Below are 20,872 nucleotides of genomic sequence, written 5' to 3'. Positions count from 1 at the left end.
TATATGAGAAAGAGGATTTTTTACGTACTGCTTCGGCGCACAGCCAAGAGCATGATAAAAGATAGGATCACAATACAAATCGTCCAAGCCCAAGCAAGCTCCATTCGTCCAGAATCAATTGCCACATAGATAGCGGTTGGGAGTGTTTGCGTTTTTCCTGGGATGTTGCCGGCAAACATTAAGGTCGCCCCGAATTCTCCAAGGGCTCTGGCAAAGCTGAGGATGCTGCCTGACAAGAGGGAAGGCAGGGCAAGTGGTACTGTTATATAGGCAAAGACTTGGAATGAATGAGCACCATCTACTTTTGCAGCCCCTTCAATATCTGACTCAATGGTTGAAAATCCGGCTTTTGCTGATTGATACATAAGCGGGAATGCCACAACCGTTGATGCAATTACCGCCGCCCACCATGTAAAAATGACAGGTTGGTGGAAGATCCATTCAATCACGCCTCCGATCAAGCTATGCCTTCCGAATATGACGAGCAATAAAAACCCTACAACTGTTGGCGGAAGGACAAGCGGCATCATCAAAAGCGTTTCTACGATCATTTTCCCCTTAAATGAAGTTCGCGCCATCCAATAGCCAATCATTGTACCAAAAACTGTTGCCAGCAGCCCGCTCACAACGGCAACTTGCACGGACAGCCAGATGGGAGAAAGGAATTCTTCAGTGAGCATGGGCATTATGTCACTTGAAAGCCGTACTTTTTAAAAATGGATTTGGCTGCTTTTGATTGTAGAAATTGAAAAAAGGACTTGGCTTCCTCTAAATGTTCTGTCCCTTTTACGATCCCTACTGGGTAAATGATCGGGGAATGCATGTCCTGATTGGCTTCAGCTGCAATCTTTACTTTTTTGGAAACGAGGGCATCTGTCTTATACACAACACCTGCTTCCACATTTCCTGTTTCTACGTAGCTTAAAACCTGCCGCACATCCTTGCCGTACACAGCGTTCTTTTTCACTTGATCCCAGATGTTCAGCTTTGTGAAAATCTCTTTGCCGTATGTACCAGCAGGAACGGATTCAGGTGTGCCAAGAGCAACCTTTCCTTTTATATGCTGGACGTCTTGAAAGCTTTTAATAGAGGAAGATTGATCTTTTGGCACAATGAGTACAAGCTCATTTTGGATAGCATCCTTGATAAAATGTTGATCGATGTCTCCAGATTTCACAAGCTCATCAAAGGGCGCTTCAGCTGCTGAGAAAAAGAGATCGGCCTTTGCCCCTTGCGCAATTTGCTGCTTCAATGCGCCGGATGACCCGAAATTATTTGTTAATGTCACATTCGGATGCTCATCATTATAAGTGGATTCAATTTCCTTTAGTGCATCCTGAAGACTTGCCGCAGCTGAAATGACAAGCTCAGTTTTTTTGGTTGTATCCGATGACTTCATCTCTGTTTGACACCCGCTCAGGAGCAAACAGATGGCGATGAAGGCGAAGAACGCATACTTCATGTTCACACCTCTTATTATTCAATATCATCTGTATCCTTTATTATAAGCAAACTTATTTGACCATTCATAGGCTTTCAGTAAAAAGAGAAAAGAAAAGCCGCCAGAAGGCGACTTTTAATGCTGATAAAAACGGAGCAAATTCCCATTGATCACTTTGTCTGATAAGGAAAGCTCTTTATTGGCTTTTTCGATATAAGGCTGACACACCTCATCCTGTTCAACAGGCTCTTTTGTTTTTTGATCATAGCAGGTGTTCTTTGTATAGAGATAATCATTTGTAATAAAGTTTCCGTTTCTCAAAACAGCAAAAGGCGTCCGTTCGTTTGAAAATAAGTCATTGCCAAATTGAATGGCATCCTTCGTTTCAATACCGAGTAAGTGCAGGAGTGTCGGCTTCACGTCGATTTGCCCAGCTGTTTCAGAAATTGTCTGCGGTGCTTGGTCTGTGACTCCCGGAATGTAAATCAAAAAGGGAACCCGCTGCAATTTCACAGCATCAAACGGTGTGATTTCATCTTTATTGAGCAGCTCTGCCATTGCCTGATGATGTGCCTCGGAGATGCCATAGTGATCCCCCATGAGAACAAACATTGTATTGTCATACAGTCCTTCTTCTTTCATACGTTCAAAAAATGTCTTAATGGCTTCATCCTGATAGCGGACGGTCGTCACATAGCGGTTTAAAATGGCGCTGGACGAATCATATTCATCAATCAATTGATCGTTTGGATCGATTTCAAATGGAAAGTGATTGGTCAAGGTAATGAACGTGCTGTAATAAGGTGCCTTCAACTTTTTTAAATAATCAATGGATTGGTCAAAGAAGTCGATATCCTTTAAGCCCCAGCCAGTTGAATTCTGTTCATTGACTTGATACGAATCGACATCATAAAAGTGGTCAATTCCAAACGATTCATACATCACATCACGATTCCAAAACGTTTTATTATTCGCATGAAATTGGACGGATTGATAGTTCTCTTTTTTCAACTGCTTATATAACGTGTCATATTCGTTGTCACTCGCTGTGAAAAAGACAGCGCCGCTGCTAGATGGGTAGAGGGAATTTGCGACAATAAACTCTGAATCCGACGTCTTTCCTTGCTCAGTCTGCTGATAAAATTCATCAAAATAAAAACTCTTTTTAGCGAGTTGATTTAAAAAGGGGGTGATGTATTGTCCATTCACCTTTTGATCAACGACAAATTGCTGGGTTGATTCGAGTGAAATGAACACAACGTTCTTGCCTTTAGCAAGTCCAAAGTACTCTTCGTTTGGTGCACTGTAATCAGCCTTTGTGTAGTTTGCTACGGTTGAAAGTGTATCTTCATCTGCAAAGGCTTTTTGTCCAATTCGCGCTGTTTGGGCAGCGCCGTCATACAGGTGGAACTGGAACAGCCCAAGGTTTCGTACAATCACTTCTCGATCATAAGAGCTTGTCAGAAAACGAGGGTGATCCATCATGGCTGAACTGACATGAAACAATAGAAAGCTGCAGCACACGGCATAATATGTTTTGATCGTCTTGAAGGAGGCTTTTGGTGCTAAAGGTTTACGCTTTAACAGCCATGCCAGTACCACGAAATCAATGAGCATCAGCAAAAACAGCGGGTGGAACAATTCTGTCATACTGCTGCCCATATCCCCCATGTTTTTCGCTTGGAATAATACAGGGATCGTAATGAAATCAATATAAAATCCATAAAAGATCGTATTCGCTATGAGAATCGCCGTCAAAATAAAATTTGCGGTCAATAAAAAAATCTTTTGCTTCTTTTCATTTAAAAAAAGAGCAATCCCAAACAAAGGGAGCAAAAAGCTAAGTGGATTGATCAAAAGCAGCCATTCATGAAACAGATTGGCCGTTCTTATGTGAAATCCGAATTGATATATGATGTATGTTTTCATCCACATGAAGAGGATGGAATACACTAAAAACCAGTGATTTTTGAAGAACGCTTTCATTTATGTAGCTCCTCACCATTCTGTATTCAGCTGCAAGGCAAAAACACTTATCTTAAACCTACTAAAAAAATGAGGAATGATCAATTCATATCCTGTGTTTTTCGGAAAAACTCTTTTTGATTCATTAGAATGGGATGGATATGCCGCAGATGACGGCGATGTAATAGCAGGTAACGACGGTAAGAGCAGCTAGTACGACTTGTTCTCCTGTGCTGCCTGTTTTGACATAGAAGGGAAGACGCACTTTAATGGAAGCGGGAAATAAAAATTTAATCCCGTTCACTGTTCCTGCATCCAGGATCAGATGACTTGCCATCCCGACTAGTAAACCGATACTTAGGCTGTCATTTGGAATGTATGTTGTCGCTAGAAAATAAATGATCAGCAAAAATAATAAACTGTGTGTAAACGTGCGATGACCGAATACACTGCTGATCAGTGCCGAGAGCAGCGGGAATTTTCTGCCGATTTTACTTTTTGTATGGCAAAGATCAGGGATCAGGGCACCAACTGATCCAGCAGCAGCCATCGTCACTGGGTCTAATCCATAATAGTAGGCAACGGCTGTAGAGGCGGCAACTCCGCCCATGATGTGTGTTTTTCCTGTCATGATGCGTACTCCTGTTCTATCTTTAGTTCAAGTACTCACTATATCAAGGGTGAATTCATTCAGCAAGGCTTATTTCTAAAGAAAAAGAGGCCAAAATGGTTGGCTGAATGGAAAAACATTCTATAATAAGGGAGAAGTCATGTTGATACTAACGATAAGGATGCGATTCGGATGGGTAATGCAGACATTTTAAAAGAAATTGTTCTTGTACATTATGAAGTCAGCCGTAAATTAAACCGCAAGTTACTTGAGTTAGAGAAAGACATCACGCCCCCGCAGATCTATGCTCTTTCTATTTTGATACAAGGCAAAGTATCACATGCCGAAGAGCTGAAGCAAAGACTCTCTTTAAACCCTGGTGCAGCCTCTATTGCACTCAATAAATTATGTGAGCAGGGTTATATTCAAAGAGAACGGGACAAGGACGATTCATCACTTGTTCGTTTAGAAGTCACGGAAAAAGGGATGGCGATTTATGAAAAGCATACACGTCTTTTCGGAAAAGTGATTCAGCATATGATGTCAGACTTCACAAAGGATGATTTAAAAACCTTTCTGTCGTACTTGCAAAAAATGAGACAGACCTTTCATGATGATTGAGCCTCTTCCCTTGTATAATGCTGAGCGCTGTAGCGCAAATTAAACAGGCAACCGCATTTTATGAAAAGGGAGGAAACAGCGATGTCATTTTTCCAAAAGGATAAAAAGGCGAAAAGTGAGAAAAACCATCAGCAGGTAGATCAGCTGTTAGAGGAAGCAAGTAAAGAGCTAGCAGGCGATCCGCTTCAGGAAGCTGTACAAAAGAAGAAAAACAATCAACAATAAGCAGGTAAAGGGCAGAGAAACCGTTCTCTGCCTTTTTTCTATGTTTTTCCCTTTGACAGATGTGAGAATGTTTGATAACCTTCGTGTAGTAAAAATGAATAGAAATCCTCACGCTATGTCTCAGTGAGGTAGAGGTTGCGCGGATGATGAGTCACTCATAGGAGAGATGGAATCGTAGATCATGAGAAAAAAGGCATCAGCGCCGAAGTGTAAAGAGAGCTCCAACTTTCTTTATGCTGGGTCTGCATTGAATAAATGCAGGACTGCCACGTCTTTGAAGCGTGGAGGGCTATCCGGAGATCAAGGTGTATGTTTTGAAAAGCATGGACTTTTGTTCAGGCTTTTTTTTATGTTCTGCGTAACAAAAATAAGGGTATGCTGTGAATAAGTAATCCATGATGAACATAAAGAATGCAAGTCATTGCTTCACAAATATATCAATGAAGATACTGCCGGGTCTGGTCCAAAGTGAATAAAACGGAGGTACGGAAATGGAACAGACAAAAAAATGGGGTTTTTGGTTATTGACGGCTTTTGTCGTCGGAAATATGGTAGGTTCAGGCATCTTTATGCTGCCAAGTACACTTGCCCAGCACGCCAGTCCTTTAGGTGTGACGATGGCATGGCTTGTCACAGGCGGCGGTGTGCTGATGATTGCGCTTGTATTTGGGCATTTGTCCATTCATAAGCCGCAGCTGACGGCTGGACCACAGAGTTATGCTAGGGCGCTTTTTAAAGATCCGAAAAAAGGGAAAGCGGCCGGTTTTACAATGGTTTGGGGATATTGGGTGGCAAGCTGGATTAGTAATGTCGCAATTATTACAAGCCTTGCTGGTTATTTGACGACTTTTTTCCCTATTCTCACCGTGAAGACTGAAGTTTTTACCTTTGGAAAAGAAGCGGTCACACTTGGCCAGCTCATGACGTTTATCGTATGTACCCTTCTTCTATGGGGAACACATACTATTTTAATCACTAGCTTAAGTGCTGCAAGTAAATTGAATTTTATTACGACCTTTTCGAAGGTGCTTGGATTCGTCCTTTTTATTGTAGCGGGATTATTTGCATTTCAAACGGCATTATTTGAACATTATTACTTCCCAGTTGAAACAGGCGGAGAAGGAGTGCTCGGACTTGGTGGCCAAATTCATCATGCGGCTATTTCCACACTATGGGCATTTATTGGGATTGAATCAGCTGTCATTTTATCAGGAAGAGCATCCTCACAGCGTGATGTGAAACGTGCGACGATTACAGGTCTTTTAATCGCACTTTCGATCTACATGATTATCACATTGATTACAATGGGCGTTCTGCCGCATGATCAATTGCAAGGCTCTGACAAACCATTCGTGGATGTGCTTCAGCTTATTATTGGGCCAGCTGGCGGAATTGTCATGGCGCTGCTGGCGATTATTTGTTTGTTTGGTTCGATGCTTGGCTGGATTTTACTTGGTTCAGAAGTACCGTATCAAGCAGCAAAGGCTGGTGATTTTCCAGCAGTATTTGCAAAAACAAACAAAAAAGGAAGCCCTGCTTTCGCTTTGACTGTTACAAATATTATGTCACAGCTGTTTATCTTCTCTGTGATGTCACGTACGATTAATGAAGCTTTTACCTTTTTAACCACATCAGCGACACTTGCGTATCTTATTCCGTATATTGTGTCTTCCATCTACAGCTTTAAGGTCATCATGCTAGGTGACACATATGAGCTTCAAAAAGGAAATCGAACAAGAGACGGTATCATTGCACTTGTTGCGATGGGATATTCAGCTTGGGTCATTATTTCAGGAACAGCCGACTTGAAAACTTTTGGTCTTGGAATCGGTCTATTCTTAGTGGGTATTTTGCTTTATCCACTTATGTCAAAAGGATTTGCCAAAGAAACGGTATAGGATTAGGATAAGGAAGACGTTTCTCCATTTCTGGAGAAACGTTCAGCGTGTAGACAAACCCTCGCATTCGTTGTCAGGTCTGCGCTTCGGTGCTCACGAATGTTCAATTCGCTCCGCTCCGGTGCTCGTCCTTCCTAGGGCTGCAAAGGTTTTCTATCACGCTGAAAAGAAGACAAAGGGCTAAAATAAAGCTCATTTTATCCCTTTGTCAATAATTTGGACGTTTCTCCATCTCTGGAGAAACGTTTTTTTATGATGCAGATGTCAATCGGTCTACAATGAACTCTAGCTGACCTTCTAGTGACACTGGGTCATTAAAGAAGTAACCGACGGGATCTATTTCAAATACACGTTTATTTTTGACGGCAGGAAGTGATGTCCAAATGCTGCTTTGATACACTTGGTCACCATTACTTTTTGAGCCGCTCCATGGACCTGTGAAAATATAGTCGCCTGCGAATTCTGGCAGCTTCTCAAGAGAAATGTTTGCATAGCCGACACCGCTGTCGATCGCTTCTTTTTTGACGTCCTTCGGTGCTTTTAATTTCAGCTCGTCATAAATGATTTCGCCCCCGCGGCCGAAGGTGTTTCCAAAAATATAAATACCTTTATCAAATGGCGATACGATCGAAACCGTTTTGCTGCCGACCGCTTTTGTTACCTTTGGTTTCACCTCAGCAATTTTGGTATCCCATTTCGTGATCCATTCTGTTGCTTTTTTTGGTGTATCTGTCATTTTACCGAATTCTTTTAGCTGGTCTTTGAAGGAATATTGGTTGTATTTAACCGCTACAGTTGGGGCGATTTTTTTGTATTGATCAAACTTCTCGTCTTCTCCCCATGCAATAATCATATCTGGCTTCAAAGCGGCTACCTTTTCGACTGATGGGGTCCTTCCGAGATTTTCCACTCCATCTGTTTTCCCTTTATAAAAAGGGTTTTTAAAGATGGGTGATGTTGTAGCAACCGGCGTCTTGCCGAGCGTGACGAGGTCCCCGTAATAGCTTTCTGCAAGAAGCACTATTCGTTTCGGATTTTTCGGTAGCTTCACTTCACCTTTGGCATCCTGATAGGTGATCATGTCATTCTTTTTTGCTGCAGATTGTTTATTTGAAGTGCTGCCGCAAGCGGCTGTAAAGATCATAAGGATGGATAAAGAAATCAAAAGAAATCCAGTTCGTTTTTTCACAAAAGTTCTCTCCTATTCACTTTCCTTTGATAATGATTCTCATTTTCAATTTTATCGTAACATGGTAGGAACAAAAATGCATCGGCTAATTTAGAATCAAAAGAAAAATGATGAAATTCTCACAGTTTTTTGCCGAAAATAAAGAAATTTATCAGAACAGTGATTTCAAAAAGAAAAGAAAGTGATATACTAGACTTCGAGATTGATAATCATTATCACTAATACAGAATAGACATGAACGGAAAGGAAGAGACTGGTTTTGGGCTCACAATCGAATAAACAGCTGCCAGCCAGCGATGATACGATCGATATTGTCACGAAGCCTTTTGGAACAGCAGCTGTTATCATCATAGGAATGATCGCTTTAGCATTTGGTCTTTTTTTATCAGTATCATTAGGAGCGGCAAACATTCATCTACAGACTGTATGGGAAGCCGTTTTTCATTTTGATCCACATCAAACTTCACATCAAATCATTCGGGAATTGAGGCTGCCGCGTACAGCTGGAGCTGCCCTCGTCGGTGCCTTTTTAGCCGTATCAGGTGCCATTATGCAAGGAATGACAAGAAACGCGCTTGCGTCACCTGAGATTATGGGCGTGACAAATGGCTCCGCATTTGCGATTGCCATTGCATTAGCATTTTTCCCTGGCCAATCTTCTTTTACATTAATTCTTTGGTCATTTGTTGGAGCCGCACTCGGTGCCTCTATTGTATTTGGTGTCGGTACTATGTCAAAAGGGGGGCTGACTCCTGTAAAGCTCGCACTAGCTGGTACAGCGGTTGGAGCACTTTTGAGCTCCATCTCCTCAGCCATTGCCATCCGTTTTGACGTCGCTCAAGATATGAGCTTTTGGTATGCTGGCGGAGTGGCAGGTGTGAATTGGAGTAACATTCATATCATCATTCCAGTTGCCATTGCAGGACTAATCATTGCAATGATCCTTGCCCGTTCGATCACGGTTTTGAGCTTAGGTGAAGAACTGGCGAAAGGACTTGGACAATATACAAAAACGGTCAAGGTGCTTGGTATATTGGTTGTTATTCTTTTAACGGGTGCTGCCGTGTCGGTAGCAGGCTCTATTGGTTTTATTGGGCTTGTGATCCCTCATGTCATTCGATTCTTGGTTGGAGTGGACTACCGCTGGATTATCCCATGCTCCGCTATTTTAGGGGCCACTTTGTTAATTTATGCAGACATTGCTGCAAGACTGGTCAACGCTCCGTTTGAAACGCCAGTCGGTGCCATTACAGCGATTATAGGCGTTCCTTTCTTCTTATACTTAGCTAGACGTGAAAGGAGCGGGATTTAAATGGAAATGGTGCAGCAAGCAAAGAAAAAGAAATATCAACGAACGATGCTCATGATCTTTTTCGCGATCGTAGCTGTGTTTCTCATTAGTTTAAATACCGGAGAAATTCGAATCTCTCCGATGGATACATTGAAAACACTTTTTGGATTCGGAAGTGAAATGGATGAACTCGTATTATTCGAGTTCAGGCTTCCAAGAATGGTCATCGCTTTACTTGTCGGCGCTTCTATCGCTGTATCAGGAGCGATTTGGCAAGGTGTTTCTCAAAATGGTTTAGCTGACCCGGGTATTCTCGGTGTCAATGCCGGTGCTGGTTTTGCCGTTGTGCTATTTATCTTTGCATTTCAAGGCACGATGACAAATTTAGGTGATTTTACGATTTTTGTACTGCCGCTTTTCGCGTTCGTAGGTGCAGGCTTTGCTGCATTTCTCATCTATGTGTTAGCGTGGAAAAAAGGCATCACACCTGTTCGATTGATTTTAACTGGTATTGGTGTGAATGCTGCGTTTTCAGCAGCAATTGTGGTCATCCAGTTGAAAATGAGCCCAAATGATTTTAACCAAGCCATCGTGTGGTTATCTGGAAGCATTTATGGCTCGAGCTGGACGTACGTCTTATCTGTTCTGCCATGGATGCTGATTTTCCTAATATTAGCGCTTGTCAGATCACGCTACTTAAACATTATGAATTTAGGTGATCAGCTGTCCTATGGATTGGGCATTTCTGTTCATAAAGAAAGAAGCCTTCTCATGCTGATTGCCGTTGCATTAGCAGGTGCGAGTGTTGCTGTTGCAGGAAGTATCTCTTTCCTAGGATTAGCCGCACCGCACTTAGCTAGAAAGCTTGTTGGGCCAAAGCATCAAGGAATGATACCGGCCTCCGCGCTGATTGGCGCGCTGTTATTATTACTGGCAGATACAATTGGCCGCGTCATCCTTGCACCATCAGAAGTGCCAGTTGGCCTTGTCGTTTCTGCTTTAGGCGCACCTTACTTCATTTACTTATTGATGAAATCGAACTAATGAGGAAGGAGAGACAACATATGAAATCACTCGAAACAGAAAAGCTTTGTATCGGTTATCAAGACCGTTTGATTGTAGAAGATTTGAATGTCAGTATCCCAAAAGGCAAGGTGACAACACTGATTGGACCGAATGGCTGCGGGAAATCAACCATTTTAAAAACGATGTCTCGTATTATGAAATCCAATCGAGGAGCTGTTTACTTAAATGGCAAGGCTATCCATGAGACGCCGACAAAAGAAATTTCAAAACAAATGGCGATCTTACCGCAAACGCCCGAAGCACCAAGTGGATTGACAGTGTATGAGCTCGTGTCATATGGACGTTTCCCGCATCAAAATGGGTTTGGCCGCTTATCAAATGAAGATAAACGAATCATTAGGTGGGCACTTGAGGAAACGGGAATGATTGCTTTTCATGATCGGCCAATTGAAGCACTTTCCGGCGGACAGCGTCAGCGTGTATGGATTGCGATGGCACTTGCCCAAGAAACAGAGTTGCTCTTATTAGATGAACCTACGACGTATTTGGATCTTGCACATCAGCTCGAAATTCTTCAGCTGTTAGAACGCTTAAATAGAGAGCAGGGCCGAACTGTGTTGATGGTCATCCATGATTTGAATCATGCGGCGCGTTTTTCACATTACATGATTGCCCTCAATCAAGGGAAAGTCATAAAAGATGGTACGCCTCATGAGGTCATGACCAAAGATGTACTCAGTCGGGTATTCCATATTGATGCAGAAATTGTGCTTGATCCTAGAACGAATAAGCCGATCTGTTTAACATATGACTTAATGAATCATGAACGAAAGCTAGAAGCTGTGAATGGATAATAGATGTATAGAAACCCGGTGCAGCTACCGGGTTTTTTTGCATGTTTGAAACTTTCTATTCCTGCCATTTTCTCCAGTTGATATTTTTTCGCTTTTATGCAGAAAAGAGGTACTTTTTTACTTTAGACAATGGTAATATACGGTTAGAGATCATGCTAGAAAGGAAAGAGATGCGTGGAAACAGCAAAAATATTGATTGCAGATGACGAAGAAGCAATTGTGAAAATGGTTGAACGCGTATTAAAAAAAGAAGGATTCAAGCATATTTATAAAGCCTACCATGCAGATGAAGCATTAGATATTGTCAAAAACGAGGACATCCACCTCTTACTTCTAGATGTAATGATGCCCGGTAAGTCTGGCTTTGACGTTCTGCCTGAAATCAGAAAGTTAACGAAAGTGCCTATTTTCTATTTAACTGCAAGAACGTCTGATGTCGATAAACTGACGGGCTTTGCACAAGGGGCAGATGATTACATCACGAAGCCATTTAACCCGCTGGAGCTAGTGGCTAGAATTAAGGCTCACCTAAATCGAACATATATCTCCTTACAGGAGGAACAAGAAGACACTCAAAGCCAATATCATTATGCCCATTTCTCCTATCATCCTCATGCAGCCGAATTGAAAGTAAGAGGAGAGGTGACGGCATGTTCTGCTCAGCTTCTTTCTTTGCTGAAGTACTTTTGTGACCATCCGAATGTGGTACTCTCAAAAGATCAAATCTATGAGAAAGTATGGGGCGTCCCATCATATGGTGATAACAACACTGTCATGGTTCATATTCGAAAGCTGAGAGAAAAGATTGAATTAGATCCGAGTCAGCCAGAATATATTGTGACGATCCGTGGTATGGGATATAAATTTATACCGCACCCTGCAAAGGTCCTTCAATAATTTATGAATTTACGAGCAAAACTTTTCTTTCACTTTGTCGGACAAATGTTTATTGTGATTGCCATTCTGACGATCGGCAATACGTTCTCTGAGAACTTATATTTAAATAAATACTATGAGAACATGACCGAAACTGGTTTAACAAAAGCTGATGGAGATACACTCATGAGCTGGCTTTATTTTAACGAGGATGGAAAAATGGAAGCCGACGATCAGCTCAAGCAAGCAGTGGAAAAAAGAGACGGCTGGCTGCAAGTGATTGATTCAAAGAAGAATACCGTTTATAGCTATCACCGCCCTAAATCAATTCCAACATCTTATCAAAAGGATGAAATGATCAAGATCTTTGAAAAAAGACAATTTAAAGATTACAAGATGTACTTCTGGCCAATTGAGATTGATCAAGAAAGTTTTACTGTGTTATATGGGTTCAAAACGAACAGCACGAAGGTAGCCAATTATCTGAAACAGCACGAGAAAAATTTGGCTGCATTATCTCAATATTCGGTTGAAACGAAAGAATTCTTGAAGAGAATGAATGGATCAGTTCATTTGTTCAATGACGAAGGAAAATATTTAAAAGGCATTCGAGCCAACACCGATTTGAAACATAACGTAACAGATGTTGAACTGCTCAAGTATCAATCGAAGCCTTGGGAGTTTAGAAGTGATCTGTCTTATATGAAAGTGAATAAAAACCTGTATATTATTGTTTCGGTACCAAATAAAGTATACAGCCCGGACGAGCTTTACGATAAAGAGAGAGACGCTTTAAATCAATATACAACCATCTTAATTGCAGGTCTTGCACTCACTATTATTATTGTCATGACATTATGGTATTCGTATCGTTATGGGCTGCCAATTTATCACATTATTCGCTGGCTGATTTTCTTATCAAAAAATAAATTGCAGGAACCAACAAATAGAAAGGGAATTCCAGTCAGCAAAAATAAAAAAGGCCGTATTAAGCGGGAATACCGATTATTTGAGGATATCCTAAAAACAATGGAGCAGCTCACGCTTACATTAAAAGAGAATGAAGCAAACCGAAGAAAAATTCAAACCACAAGGGAAGAATGGATTGCAGGATTGTCTCATGATTTGAAAACGCCTCTAAGTACGATTTATGGCTATGGACTCATGCTTGAATCCGATCAATATCAATGGTCCAAGGAAGAAGTCATGGAAATGGGACAGGTGATTCGTGAGAAATCAGAATACATGTCAACACTGATTGAGGATTTAAACCTCACGTACCGATTGAAGAATGGTGCCCTGCCTATTAATCGGAAACCGGTTGAACTCAGAGAATTTTTAGCTTCCATTATGGACGAGTTTTCAAGAAGCTCTTCTTCTGAGGATTATCCATCCTCCTTTGAAGATCAAACAGATGGTGTCATATTTGAGATCGATAAAGCATGGTTCAGACGAGTGATTGAGAACCTGCTGGCGAATGCAGTGAAGCATAACGAAAAAGGCACACATATTACAGCTGTTTTATCTGAAACAAATGAAGAAGTTCGAATCGAAATGAAAGACAATGGCCGCGGAATGGCACAGGAAACGGTGGATCACCTATTTAACCGCTATTACAGAGGGACAAATACAAACGATCCAACGAACGGAACAGGTCTCGGGCTTGCGATAGCAAAAGAGCTCGTCTTGCTGCATGACGGTGATATTCAAGTTGAAAGTGAACTAGGCATTGGAACAACTATTGCGATTATCCTAAAAAAATCATCACCTGTAAAATAGCCAAAAAACGATTTTCTTTTCTAAAGGAGATCGTTTTTTCCTGTTTTAGGATTGAAATCAATTTTGTAAACGGTTACAATAAAATTGTTAACGTGAACAAATTATTTTTATCTACAAGAGAGATGGGGGAGTTTGATGAAAGCCTTTTTAGATGAGCATTTTTTACTCAACAGTCAAACGGCGGAAAAGCTATACCATGAGTTTGCAAAGGACCTTCCAATTATAGATTACCATTGTCATTTAAGCCCCAAAGAAATATATGAGAATAAAACCTTTCATAATATCACCGAAGCATGGCTTTACGGAGATCATTACAAATGGCGTGCCATGAGAGCAAATGGCATACCCGAATCGCACGTCACAGGGGATGCCTCAGACTATGAGAAATTTCTGGCGTGGGCGAAGACCGTTCCCATGACCATTGGAAACCCGCTCTATCACTGGACTCATTTAGAGCTGAGACGATATTTTGGAGTTGAAGAACTTTTAAACGAAAAAACCGCACACATCATCTGGCAAAAAGTAAATGAAAAGCTGCAAGATGAGGGTTTTGGTGCAAGAGACTTTATTGTGAAATCGAACGTTGAAACAGTCGTGACAACAGATGATCCAGTCGATTCGCTTTGCTATCATCAAAAACTGCGGGAAGAAGGATTCATTGTGCAAGTACTGCCCGGATTTCGGCCTGACAAGGCACTCGATATAACGAATCACCTATTTACAGTGTATGTTCACGAACTGGCAGAGGCTTCATCTACTTCAATACAATCCTATCAAGATTTTTTGACAGCTCTCCTCGCAAGAATTGATTTTTTCCATGAACAAGGCTGCTTGATCTCAGATCATGCTATTAACGAAATGACGTTTGAAGAAACGACGGAAGAAGAAGTGGAAGCCATCTTTCATAAAAGAATGTCTGGGCATTCATTGACAGAAAAAGAGAAGATCAAATTTAAAACACAAACATTCATTCAGCTAGGTCAGGCTTACTATGAGCGGGGCTGGGCAATGCAGCTGCATATCAATGCGCTTAGGAACAACAATACGAAAATGTTTGAGCGGCTTGGACCAGATACAGGGTATGATGCGATGAATGATGAAGACATTGCCAAGCCACTTTGCCGAATATTGGATCGTTTAGAACAAGAACAGGCACTGCCAAAAACCATTCTCTATTCCTTGAATCCTCGGGACAATGTTGTGATTTCCACATTGGCTGGAAGCTTTCAAGATGGGACGACACCTGGGAAGATCCAGCACGGCACAGCTTGGTGGTTTAATGATACGAAACAAGGGATGACAGAGCAGATGATGGCTCTATCCAGTATTGGACTGATCAGCCGTTTCATTGGGATGCTGACAGATTCACGAAGCTTTTTGTCATATACAAGGCATGAATATTTTCGAAGACTGCTTTGCGATATCATCGGAGATTGGGTAGAAAAAGGAGAAGCCCCTTATGATCTTGAACTGTTAGGGGGAATCGTGAAAGGAATCAGCTATGAAAATGCCAGACAGTATTTTCAATTTGACCGGGCAAAGCAGCTCAAGCATCCAAACAAAATGACATGAAGAAAATGAAAGCGGTTTTATGATAAGATGGTAAAAAATCATAAAAGGCGGAATAGCATGACAGTCACAATTAAAGACATAGCAAAATTGGCAAACGTCTCTCATACCACGGTATCAAGGGCTTTGAATAACAGTCCTTTTATTAAGGAGAAGACAAAACAAAAGATTTTGTCGATTGCAAAACAGCTGAATTATTCACCGAATGTCCATGCGAGAGGCCTTGTTTCACAAAAATCATTTACAATCGGTCTGTTTTTTACGAGTTTAACAGAAGGGACATCTTCAAGCTTCTTTGTGGATGCGTTAAAAGGTGTCAATAGCGTCATGACAGAGCATTATAATCTTTTTGTAAGAGGAATTGACGACTTTCACGATTACACAACCATTCATAAACAACGCTACGATGGCATTTTGCTTATGAGCCAAAGCGAGCACGATGAAGCGTTTATCCATCATGTAAAGAAACAGGGCATTCCCATCATTGTGCTGAATCGCCGTGTAGAAAGTCATGAAGTCATGAATATATTAGCAGATGATAGTCAAGGAGCTTACCAGGCTGCACACCATTTCATTCAGCAAGGTCATGAACAAATCGCCATCATTGAAGGGAAAGAAGGCTTTAAATCAACTCAAGAAAGAAAAGCTGGTTTCCTGCAAGCGTTAATTGATCACCAAATACCTATGAAGAAAGAATATATGATGAAAGGCGATTATCATATGAAAAGCGGCTATGAATCAATGGAGTCGCTGCTGGCCCTTGATGAACCGCCAACAGCGCTCTTTTGCTCAAACGATGACATGGCGATTGGTGCAATGAATGCATTATTTGCAAAAGGCAAAACGTGTCCAGGTGATATTTCTATTATTGGTTTTGATGATATTGCTTTTTCGTCCTATACTACACCTGCATTGACAACGGTGAAAAAACCGATTGAAAAAATGTGTGCACTTGGAGCAGAAGCTATCCTTTCAGTAATAAACGGTGAAGAGCAAGAAGAGGATCATATGGAAAAAGTGTATGTCCACACAGAGCTGATGATCAGAGATTCAGTTAAAAAGGTGCAGTAATCAGCACCTTCTTAGAAAAATGTTCACGTGTGCATATTTCTTGGAGAGGGGAATCCATTTGAAACGATTATCAAAAGCCATATACCCGGCGGCTGAGTATCCGGAAACGATTTTGCAGATTGGCGAAGGAAATTTTATGCGAGGATTTATCAATTGGCACATCCAGAAGCTAAACGACTGCACAGATTTTAAAGGAAGAGCGGTTGTTGTTCCTCCACGAAAAGGATCGGTAGCAGCCTTAAATGAACAAGATGGCTTGTACACATTATGTATTCAGGGATATCATGACCAGCAAGAAATGAATGAACGTATGATCATCCAATCGATTAGCAGAGGAATTAGTACGTATACGGATTACGAGGAGTTTTTACACGTAGCGGAAAAACCGAATCTTCGCTTTGTCTTCTCAAACACGACAGAGGCAGGACTTGTGTTCAGAAAAGAGGATCGTTTGGAGGATCGGCCGCAAGCCAGTTTTCCAGGAAAGCTGACAGCGTTCTTGTATCACCGGTTTAAAACATTTGCTGGAGATGAGCAGAAAGGACTGATCATTCTGCCTTGTGAATTGGTTGAACAAAATGGTGATCGATTGAAGGAATATGTGATCAGTATGGCAGATGAGTGGGAACTGCCACCTGCGTTTATTACATGGATTAAGGAAGCCAACACGTTTTGTAATACACTTGTGGACCGGATTGTCCCTGGATTCTCTAAGGAAGCGGCTGAAATTGTACAAAAGGAGGAAGGGTATATCGACGAATTGCTTGTCACGGCAGAATATTATCATCTTTTTGTCATTGAAGCGCCTCCCTTTGTACAAAAGGAGCTCCCCTTTCAAGAAGCAGGATTAAATGTACTTTTTGTAGAGGATATTGCGCCTTATCGTATGAGCAAGGTACGAATCTTAAATGGTGCACATACAGCGATGGTGCCGATTGCTTACTCATGCGGTTTAGAAACTGTAAAAGAAGCTGTGGATGATGAGCATGTTGGTCCGTTCGTCCGGCGTATGCTGGAGGAGGAAGTACTTCCAGGGCTTGAACTCCCTGAAGATGAGCTTCTTCTTTATACACAATCCGTTTGGGATCGTTTTTGCAATCCATTTGTAAAGCATCAATTGCTGGATATTGCACTGAATGGGGTATCCAAATTCCGAACCCGTAATCTTCCGTCATTGCTTGATTATGTTGAGCGAAAGAAACAGCTGCCAATGAAACTTGTGTTTTCACTTAGCAGTCTCATTTATTTCTACAGAGCACATGCAGGAAGGGTCAATGATGATGAAACTGTGCTAACGCTCATGAAGGAAGCATGGGAAGAGGAAAACCATTCTAATGAAGGAGTTGCAGCGAAAATTCTTTCATGCGAGTCATTATGGGGCAGAGATTTAACAGATATAAATGGATTGAGTCAAGCTGTAGCTGATCAGCTTAGCCTCATACAGACGCATGGGATGAGAGCAGCTGTTCATCGAATGATGCTTCATCAATATGAAAGTCAGGGGGAGAAAGCATGAAAGACTTTATTGTCATCCACCCTTCAGATAATGTCGGTATTGCTTTAAAAGGACTTGAGCAAGGGGAGGAGCTGCAGCATCAAGGACATACGATTATCTTAAAAGAGGCCGTCGCCAAAGGTCATAAGTTTGCATTGGCTGAAATCAAGCAAAGAGAGAATATTATCAAATATGGCTATCCCATTGGTCATGCAGTGACTGCCATTTCTGCTGGAGAATGGGTGCATACGCATAATATCAAAACCAATCTATCTGGCAAGCTAGAATACGAATACCAGCCTTCATTATCAGAAAACCCCTATGAAAAAACGAATCTTACATTTAAAGGATATAAACGAAAAAATGGCGGAAGCGGAATCCGCAATGAGCTTTGGATTGTTCCTACCGTTGGATGCGTAAATGGTATCGCCGATCAAATGATCCAAATATTCACCGCTGAAATGGGTGGAAACATCCATCCTTTTGAAACAGCCCTCGTATTAAAGCACAATTATGGATGCTCACAGCTTGGGGACGATCATGAAAATACCAAAATCATTTTACAAAATGCGGTGAAGCACCCTAACGCTGGAGGAGTACTCGTTCTTGGACTTGGCTGTGAAAACAATGACATTGAGGATTTTCAGTCCACTTTAGGTGAATATGACCGTACGAGAGTGAAATTTTTAAGAAGCCAAGAAGTAGGAGATGAGATAGAAACGGGAGTCGCTTTACTCAAGGAAATTTATGATGCGGCGAAAGAAGATCATCGTGAAGACATTCCGTTATCTGAGCTGAAAATTGGCTTGAAGTGCGGAGGATCAGATGGATTCTCTGGTATTACCGCAAATCCGCTTTTAGGCAGACTGTCCGATTTTATTGTTGCTCAAGGCGGCACGACAGTGTTAACAGAAGTGCCCGAAATGTTTGGAGCAGAAACAATTTTAATGGAGAGAGCGGAATCAGAAAAGACTTTCGACAATATTGTGCAAATGATCAATGACTTTAAACAATACTTCATGGATCATCGACAGCCGGTATATGAAAATCCTTCCCCGGGAAATAAAGCAGGTGGAATTTCGACATTAGAGGATAAATCTCTTGGCTGTACACAAAAAGCAGGTACTTCTGATATTAAAGATGTATTGAAATATGGAGAGCTGCTGAAACAAAAGGGATTGAACCTATTAAGTGCACCTGGTAATGATTTGGTTGCTTCATCTGCACTGGCTGCTTCTGGTTGTCAAATGGTCTTGTTTACAACAGGCCGGGGGACACCATTTGGTACGTTTGTGCCAACAATGAAGATCTCAACAAACACAGCCTTATATGAAACAAAAAAGCACTGGATTGACTTTAATGCTGGAGAACTGCTTGAAGATGTACCAGAAGATATTGTATTAGAAAAATTCATTTCAACTGTCATTGATGTGGCGAGCGGGAAGCTGTTAAATCATGAAAAAAACAATTTTAGAGAGCTGGCTATTTTCAAAACAGGTGTCACACTTTAAGTCGACTGGGGGATGAGTACGTGTCTAAAAAACGGGATTTGATGTATATCACAGCAGGAACGGTACTAACTGGAGTTGGAATTGCTCGTTTAGCAAAGCAAGGGAAGAAAGATAAAAAAGTAAACGGAATTGATCAAGTGCTAAAGCAGATAAAAGCACCGCAGTTCCCAGATCGTGAATTGAATGTGGTGCATTATGGAGCAGATGCGGAAGGGCAAGAGCTTTCAACAAATGCTATTCAGTCTGCCATTGATGATGCGCACCGGTTGAAAGGGGGGCGGGTGCTGATCCCAGCAGGGAGATTTATGACAGGTGCTTTAGAATTGAAAAGCAATGTAGAACTTCATCTGCATGAGAAAGCCTATGTGACATTCAGCCAAGACCCAAAGGATTACTTGCCTCTTGTACTGACAAGATATGAAGGGGTTGAACTTTATAATTATTCACCTCTCATTTATGCACACCATGCAGAAAATATCGCTATTACGGGAGCAGGAACGCTTGATGGCAGAGGGGATGAGCATCATTGGTGGCCTTGGAAGTATGGGACAAATGGCCAGCCCTCTCAGGATCGGGATCGCCAGCTTTTGTTTGAAATGGCGGAAAAGAGAATACCGGTAGAAGAAAGGGTATTTGGAGAAGGTCATTATTTAAGGTCAAGCTTTATTCAGCCATACCAATGTCAGCATGTGCTAATCGAAGGAGTGACAGTGAAGGATTCACCGATGTGGCAAATTCATCCTGTGTTAAGTAATAACGTCATCGTCCGCGGCGTTAAAATCATTGGGCATGGACCAAACACAGATGGTGTCAATCCGGAATCTTGCCGGAATGTGCTCATTGAAGATTGTTATTTTGATAACGGAGATGATTGTATTGCCATCAAATCGGGCAGAAACGAGGATGGACGGAGAATAGGGATTCCATCTGAAAACATTGTCATTCGTAGAAATGAGATGCGGGATGGACACGGCGGTGTGACGATCGGGAGCGAGATCTCTGGCGGGGTAAAGTATGTTTATGCAGAAAATAATGTCATGGACAGTCCGAACCTTGACCGAGCACTGCGTATTAAAACCAACTCTGTCAGAGGCGGTACCATTGAACATATTTATTTTAAAAACAATACAGTGAAAAGTCTAAAGCATGAAGTGGTCTGTATCGACATGATGTATGAGGAAGGAGATGTTGGTCCGCATCGTCCTGTTGTACGTCATATTGAAGTGGAAGGACTCAAAAGCAGCGGCGGGCGATATGGTGTGAAAATAGCCGCATACGCACATTCTCCTGTGACACATTTTAAAATGAAAGATTGTGTCATAGATGATGTGGCGTATCCCTTATCTTTAGAGCATGCCGTTTCTCCTGCTTTTCAGAAAGTCGTCATCAATGGAGAACAAATCAATTCATTGAAGAGTGAAAAACAGTCTTTTTAGAGGCTGTTTTTTTGT

18 protein-coding genes and 1 riboswitch are annotated in these 20,872 nt (G+C 41.6%); of the genes, 13 read left to right on the top strand and 5 right to left on the bottom strand.

Annotated elements, in window-relative coordinates; translation table 11 throughout:
* Positions 1 to 20: 20 nt before the first annotated feature.
* The 4 genes from modB to MHB67_RS15320 form a co-directional block, all read right to left on the bottom strand.
* On the bottom strand, positions 21 to 686 hold the full coding sequence (gene modB, locus MHB67_RS15335) for a molybdate ABC transporter permease subunit (RefSeq protein ID WP_025094109.1): 666 nt from the start codon (positions 684 to 686) through the stop codon (positions 21 to 23).
* The gene (gene modA / locus MHB67_RS15330) at positions 686 to 1,462 is read right to left on the bottom strand and encodes a molybdate ABC transporter substrate-binding protein (RefSeq protein ID WP_103131614.1); all 777 of its coding nucleotides are present in this window, start codon (positions 1,460 to 1,462) and stop codon (positions 686 to 688) included. Before modA ends, modB begins: the two co-directional genes overlap by 1 nt.
* A gap of 114 nt (positions 1,463 to 1,576) precedes the next feature.
* Positions 1,577 to 3,427, bottom strand: coding sequence for an LTA synthase family protein (locus MHB67_RS15325; RefSeq protein WP_073207432.1), 1,851 nt, complete (start codon positions 3,425 to 3,427; stop codon positions 1,577 to 1,579).
* A 124-nt stretch (positions 3,428 to 3,551) separates the two neighbouring features.
* On the bottom strand, positions 3,552 to 4,037 hold the full coding sequence (locus MHB67_RS15320) for a metal-dependent hydrolase (protein WP_024423456.1): 486 nt from the start codon (positions 4,035 to 4,037) through the stop codon (positions 3,552 to 3,554).
* Positions 4,038 to 4,208: 171 nt separating this feature from the next.
* Between MHB67_RS15320 and MHB67_RS15315 the strand changes: the two genes are divergently transcribed.
* The 3 genes from MHB67_RS15315 (at position 4,209) to MHB67_RS15305 (ending at position 6,760) form a co-directional block, all read left to right on the top strand.
* Complete coding sequence (locus MHB67_RS15315; protein ID WP_024423455.1) at positions 4,209 to 4,637, top strand: MarR family transcriptional regulator; 429 nt, start codon at positions 4,209 to 4,211, stop codon at positions 4,635 to 4,637.
* Positions 4,638 to 4,718: 81 nt separating this feature from the next.
* Positions 4,719 to 4,862: a small acid-soluble spore protein SspJ gene (gene sspJ, locus MHB67_RS15310; RefSeq protein ID WP_024423454.1), complete on the top strand. Its 144-nt coding sequence runs from the start codon at positions 4,719 to 4,721 to the stop codon at positions 4,860 to 4,862.
* Between the two features lie 121 nt (positions 4,863 to 4,983).
* A riboswitch (Lysine riboswitch) is annotated at positions 4,984 to 5,162 on the top strand.
* 191 nt (positions 5,163 to 5,353) lie between these two features.
* Positions 5,354 to 6,760, top strand: coding sequence for an amino acid permease (locus MHB67_RS15305; protein ID WP_151862894.1), 1,407 nt, complete (start codon positions 5,354 to 5,356; stop codon positions 6,758 to 6,760).
* Between the two features lie 250 nt (positions 6,761 to 7,010).
* Here the strand turns inward: MHB67_RS15305 and MHB67_RS15300 are convergent, their stop codons facing one another.
* Entirely contained in the window at positions 7,011 to 7,949 is a 939-nt protein-coding gene (locus MHB67_RS15300; protein ID WP_151862895.1) for an iron-hydroxamate ABC transporter substrate-binding protein, read from the bottom strand.
* A 259-nt stretch (positions 7,950 to 8,208) separates the two neighbouring features.
* On the opposite strand from MHB67_RS15300, the gene MHB67_RS15295 reads away from it, so the two are divergent.
* The 10 genes from MHB67_RS15295 (at position 8,209) to MHB67_RS15250 (ending at position 20,857) form a co-directional block, all read left to right on the top strand.
* A complete protein-coding gene (locus tag MHB67_RS15295; RefSeq protein WP_342492614.1) occupies positions 8,209 to 9,261 on the top strand; it encodes an iron ABC transporter permease in 1,053 nt (350 codons plus the stop codon).
* Positions 9,262 to 10,284 (top strand): iron ABC transporter permease, encoded by a 1,023-nt coding sequence (locus MHB67_RS15290; protein ID WP_048237425.1) that lies wholly within the window; start codon positions 9,262 to 9,264, stop codon positions 10,282 to 10,284.
* Between the two features lie 20 nt (positions 10,285 to 10,304).
* Positions 10,305 to 11,120, top strand: coding sequence for an ABC transporter ATP-binding protein (locus MHB67_RS15285; protein WP_024423449.1), 816 nt, complete (start codon positions 10,305 to 10,307; stop codon positions 11,118 to 11,120).
* A gap of 174 nt (positions 11,121 to 11,294) precedes the next feature.
* The gene (locus tag MHB67_RS15280; RefSeq protein ID WP_024423448.1) at positions 11,295 to 12,017 is read left to right on the top strand and encodes a response regulator transcription factor; all 723 of its coding nucleotides are present in this window, start codon (positions 11,295 to 11,297) and stop codon (positions 12,015 to 12,017) included.
* Between the two features lie 3 nt (positions 12,018 to 12,020).
* Positions 12,021 to 13,775 (top strand): HAMP domain-containing sensor histidine kinase, encoded by a 1,755-nt coding sequence (locus MHB67_RS15275; RefSeq protein ID WP_151862896.1) that lies wholly within the window; start codon positions 12,021 to 12,023, stop codon positions 13,773 to 13,775.
* Between the two features lie 135 nt (positions 13,776 to 13,910).
* The gene (gene uxaC, locus MHB67_RS15270; protein ID WP_122631910.1) at positions 13,911 to 15,347 is read left to right on the top strand and encodes a glucuronate isomerase; all 1,437 of its coding nucleotides are present in this window, start codon (positions 13,911 to 13,913) and stop codon (positions 15,345 to 15,347) included.
* 57 nt (positions 15,348 to 15,404) lie between these two features.
* Complete coding sequence (locus MHB67_RS15265) at positions 15,405 to 16,415, top strand: LacI family DNA-binding transcriptional regulator (protein WP_073207414.1); 1,011 nt, start codon at positions 15,405 to 15,407, stop codon at positions 16,413 to 16,415.
* A 58-nt stretch (positions 16,416 to 16,473) separates the two neighbouring features.
* The gene (locus MHB67_RS15260; protein ID WP_342492613.1) at positions 16,474 to 17,931 is read left to right on the top strand and encodes a tagaturonate reductase; all 1,458 of its coding nucleotides are present in this window, start codon (positions 16,474 to 16,476) and stop codon (positions 17,929 to 17,931) included.
* On the top strand, positions 17,928 to 19,421 hold the full coding sequence (locus tag MHB67_RS15255) for an altronate dehydratase family protein (protein WP_122631908.1): 1,494 nt from the start codon (positions 17,928 to 17,930) through the stop codon (positions 19,419 to 19,421). Before MHB67_RS15260 ends, MHB67_RS15255 begins: the two co-directional genes overlap by 4 nt.
* Positions 19,422 to 19,441: 20 nt before the next feature.
* On the top strand, positions 19,442 to 20,857 hold the full coding sequence (locus MHB67_RS15250) for a glycoside hydrolase family 28 protein (protein WP_122631907.1): 1,416 nt from the start codon (positions 19,442 to 19,444) through the stop codon (positions 20,855 to 20,857).
* The last annotated feature ends 15 nt before the right edge of the window (positions 20,858 to 20,872 follow it).

Origin of the sequence: Bacillus sp. FSL H8-0516 (assembly GCF_038635285.1) — a bacterium.
Lineage (GTDB): Bacteria > Bacillota > Bacilli > Bacillales > Bacillaceae > Bacillus > Bacillus safensis.
This window is presented reverse-complemented; position numbering and strand designations above follow the sequence as displayed.

What these genes read in the sequence shown, in the direction of transcription:
- modB (WP_025094109.1), bottom strand. Translation starts at nt 686, where the DNA reads ATGCCCATGCTCACTGAAGAATTCCTTTCTCCCATCTGGCTGTCCGTG.
- modA (WP_103131614.1), bottom strand. Translation starts at nt 1,462, where the DNA reads ATGAAGTATGCGTTCTTCGCCTTCATCGCCATCTGTTTGCTCCTGAGC.
- MHB67_RS15325 (WP_073207432.1), bottom strand. Translation starts at nt 3,427, where the DNA reads ATGAAAGCGTTCTTCAAAAATCACTGGTTTTTAGTGTATTCCATCCTC.
- MHB67_RS15320 (WP_024423456.1), bottom strand. Translation starts at nt 4,037, where the DNA reads ATGACAGGAAAAACACACATCATGGGCGGAGTTGCCGCCTCTACAGCC.
- MHB67_RS15315 (WP_024423455.1), top strand. Translation starts at nt 4,209, where the DNA reads ATGGGTAATGCAGACATTTTAAAAGAAATTGTTCTTGTACATTATGAA.
- sspJ (WP_024423454.1), top strand. Translation starts at nt 4,719, where the DNA reads ATGTCATTTTTCCAAAAGGATAAAAAGGCGAAAAGTGAGAAAAACCAT.
- MHB67_RS15305 (WP_151862894.1), top strand. Translation starts at nt 5,354, where the DNA reads ATGGAACAGACAAAAAAATGGGGTTTTTGGTTATTGACGGCTTTTGTC.
- MHB67_RS15290 (WP_048237425.1), top strand. Translation starts at nt 9,262, where the DNA reads ATGGAAATGGTGCAGCAAGCAAAGAAAAAGAAATATCAACGAACGATG.
- MHB67_RS15285 (WP_024423449.1), top strand. Translation starts at nt 10,305, where the DNA reads ATGAAATCACTCGAAACAGAAAAGCTTTGTATCGGTTATCAAGACCGT.
- MHB67_RS15275 (WP_151862896.1), top strand. Translation starts at nt 12,021, where the DNA reads ATGAATTTACGAGCAAAACTTTTCTTTCACTTTGTCGGACAAATGTTT.
- uxaC (WP_122631910.1), top strand. Translation starts at nt 13,911, where the DNA reads ATGAAAGCCTTTTTAGATGAGCATTTTTTACTCAACAGTCAAACGGCG.
- MHB67_RS15265 (WP_073207414.1), top strand. Translation starts at nt 15,405, where the DNA reads ATGACAGTCACAATTAAAGACATAGCAAAATTGGCAAACGTCTCTCAT.
- MHB67_RS15255 (WP_122631908.1), top strand. Translation starts at nt 17,928, where the DNA reads ATGAAAGACTTTATTGTCATCCACCCTTCAGATAATGTCGGTATTGCT.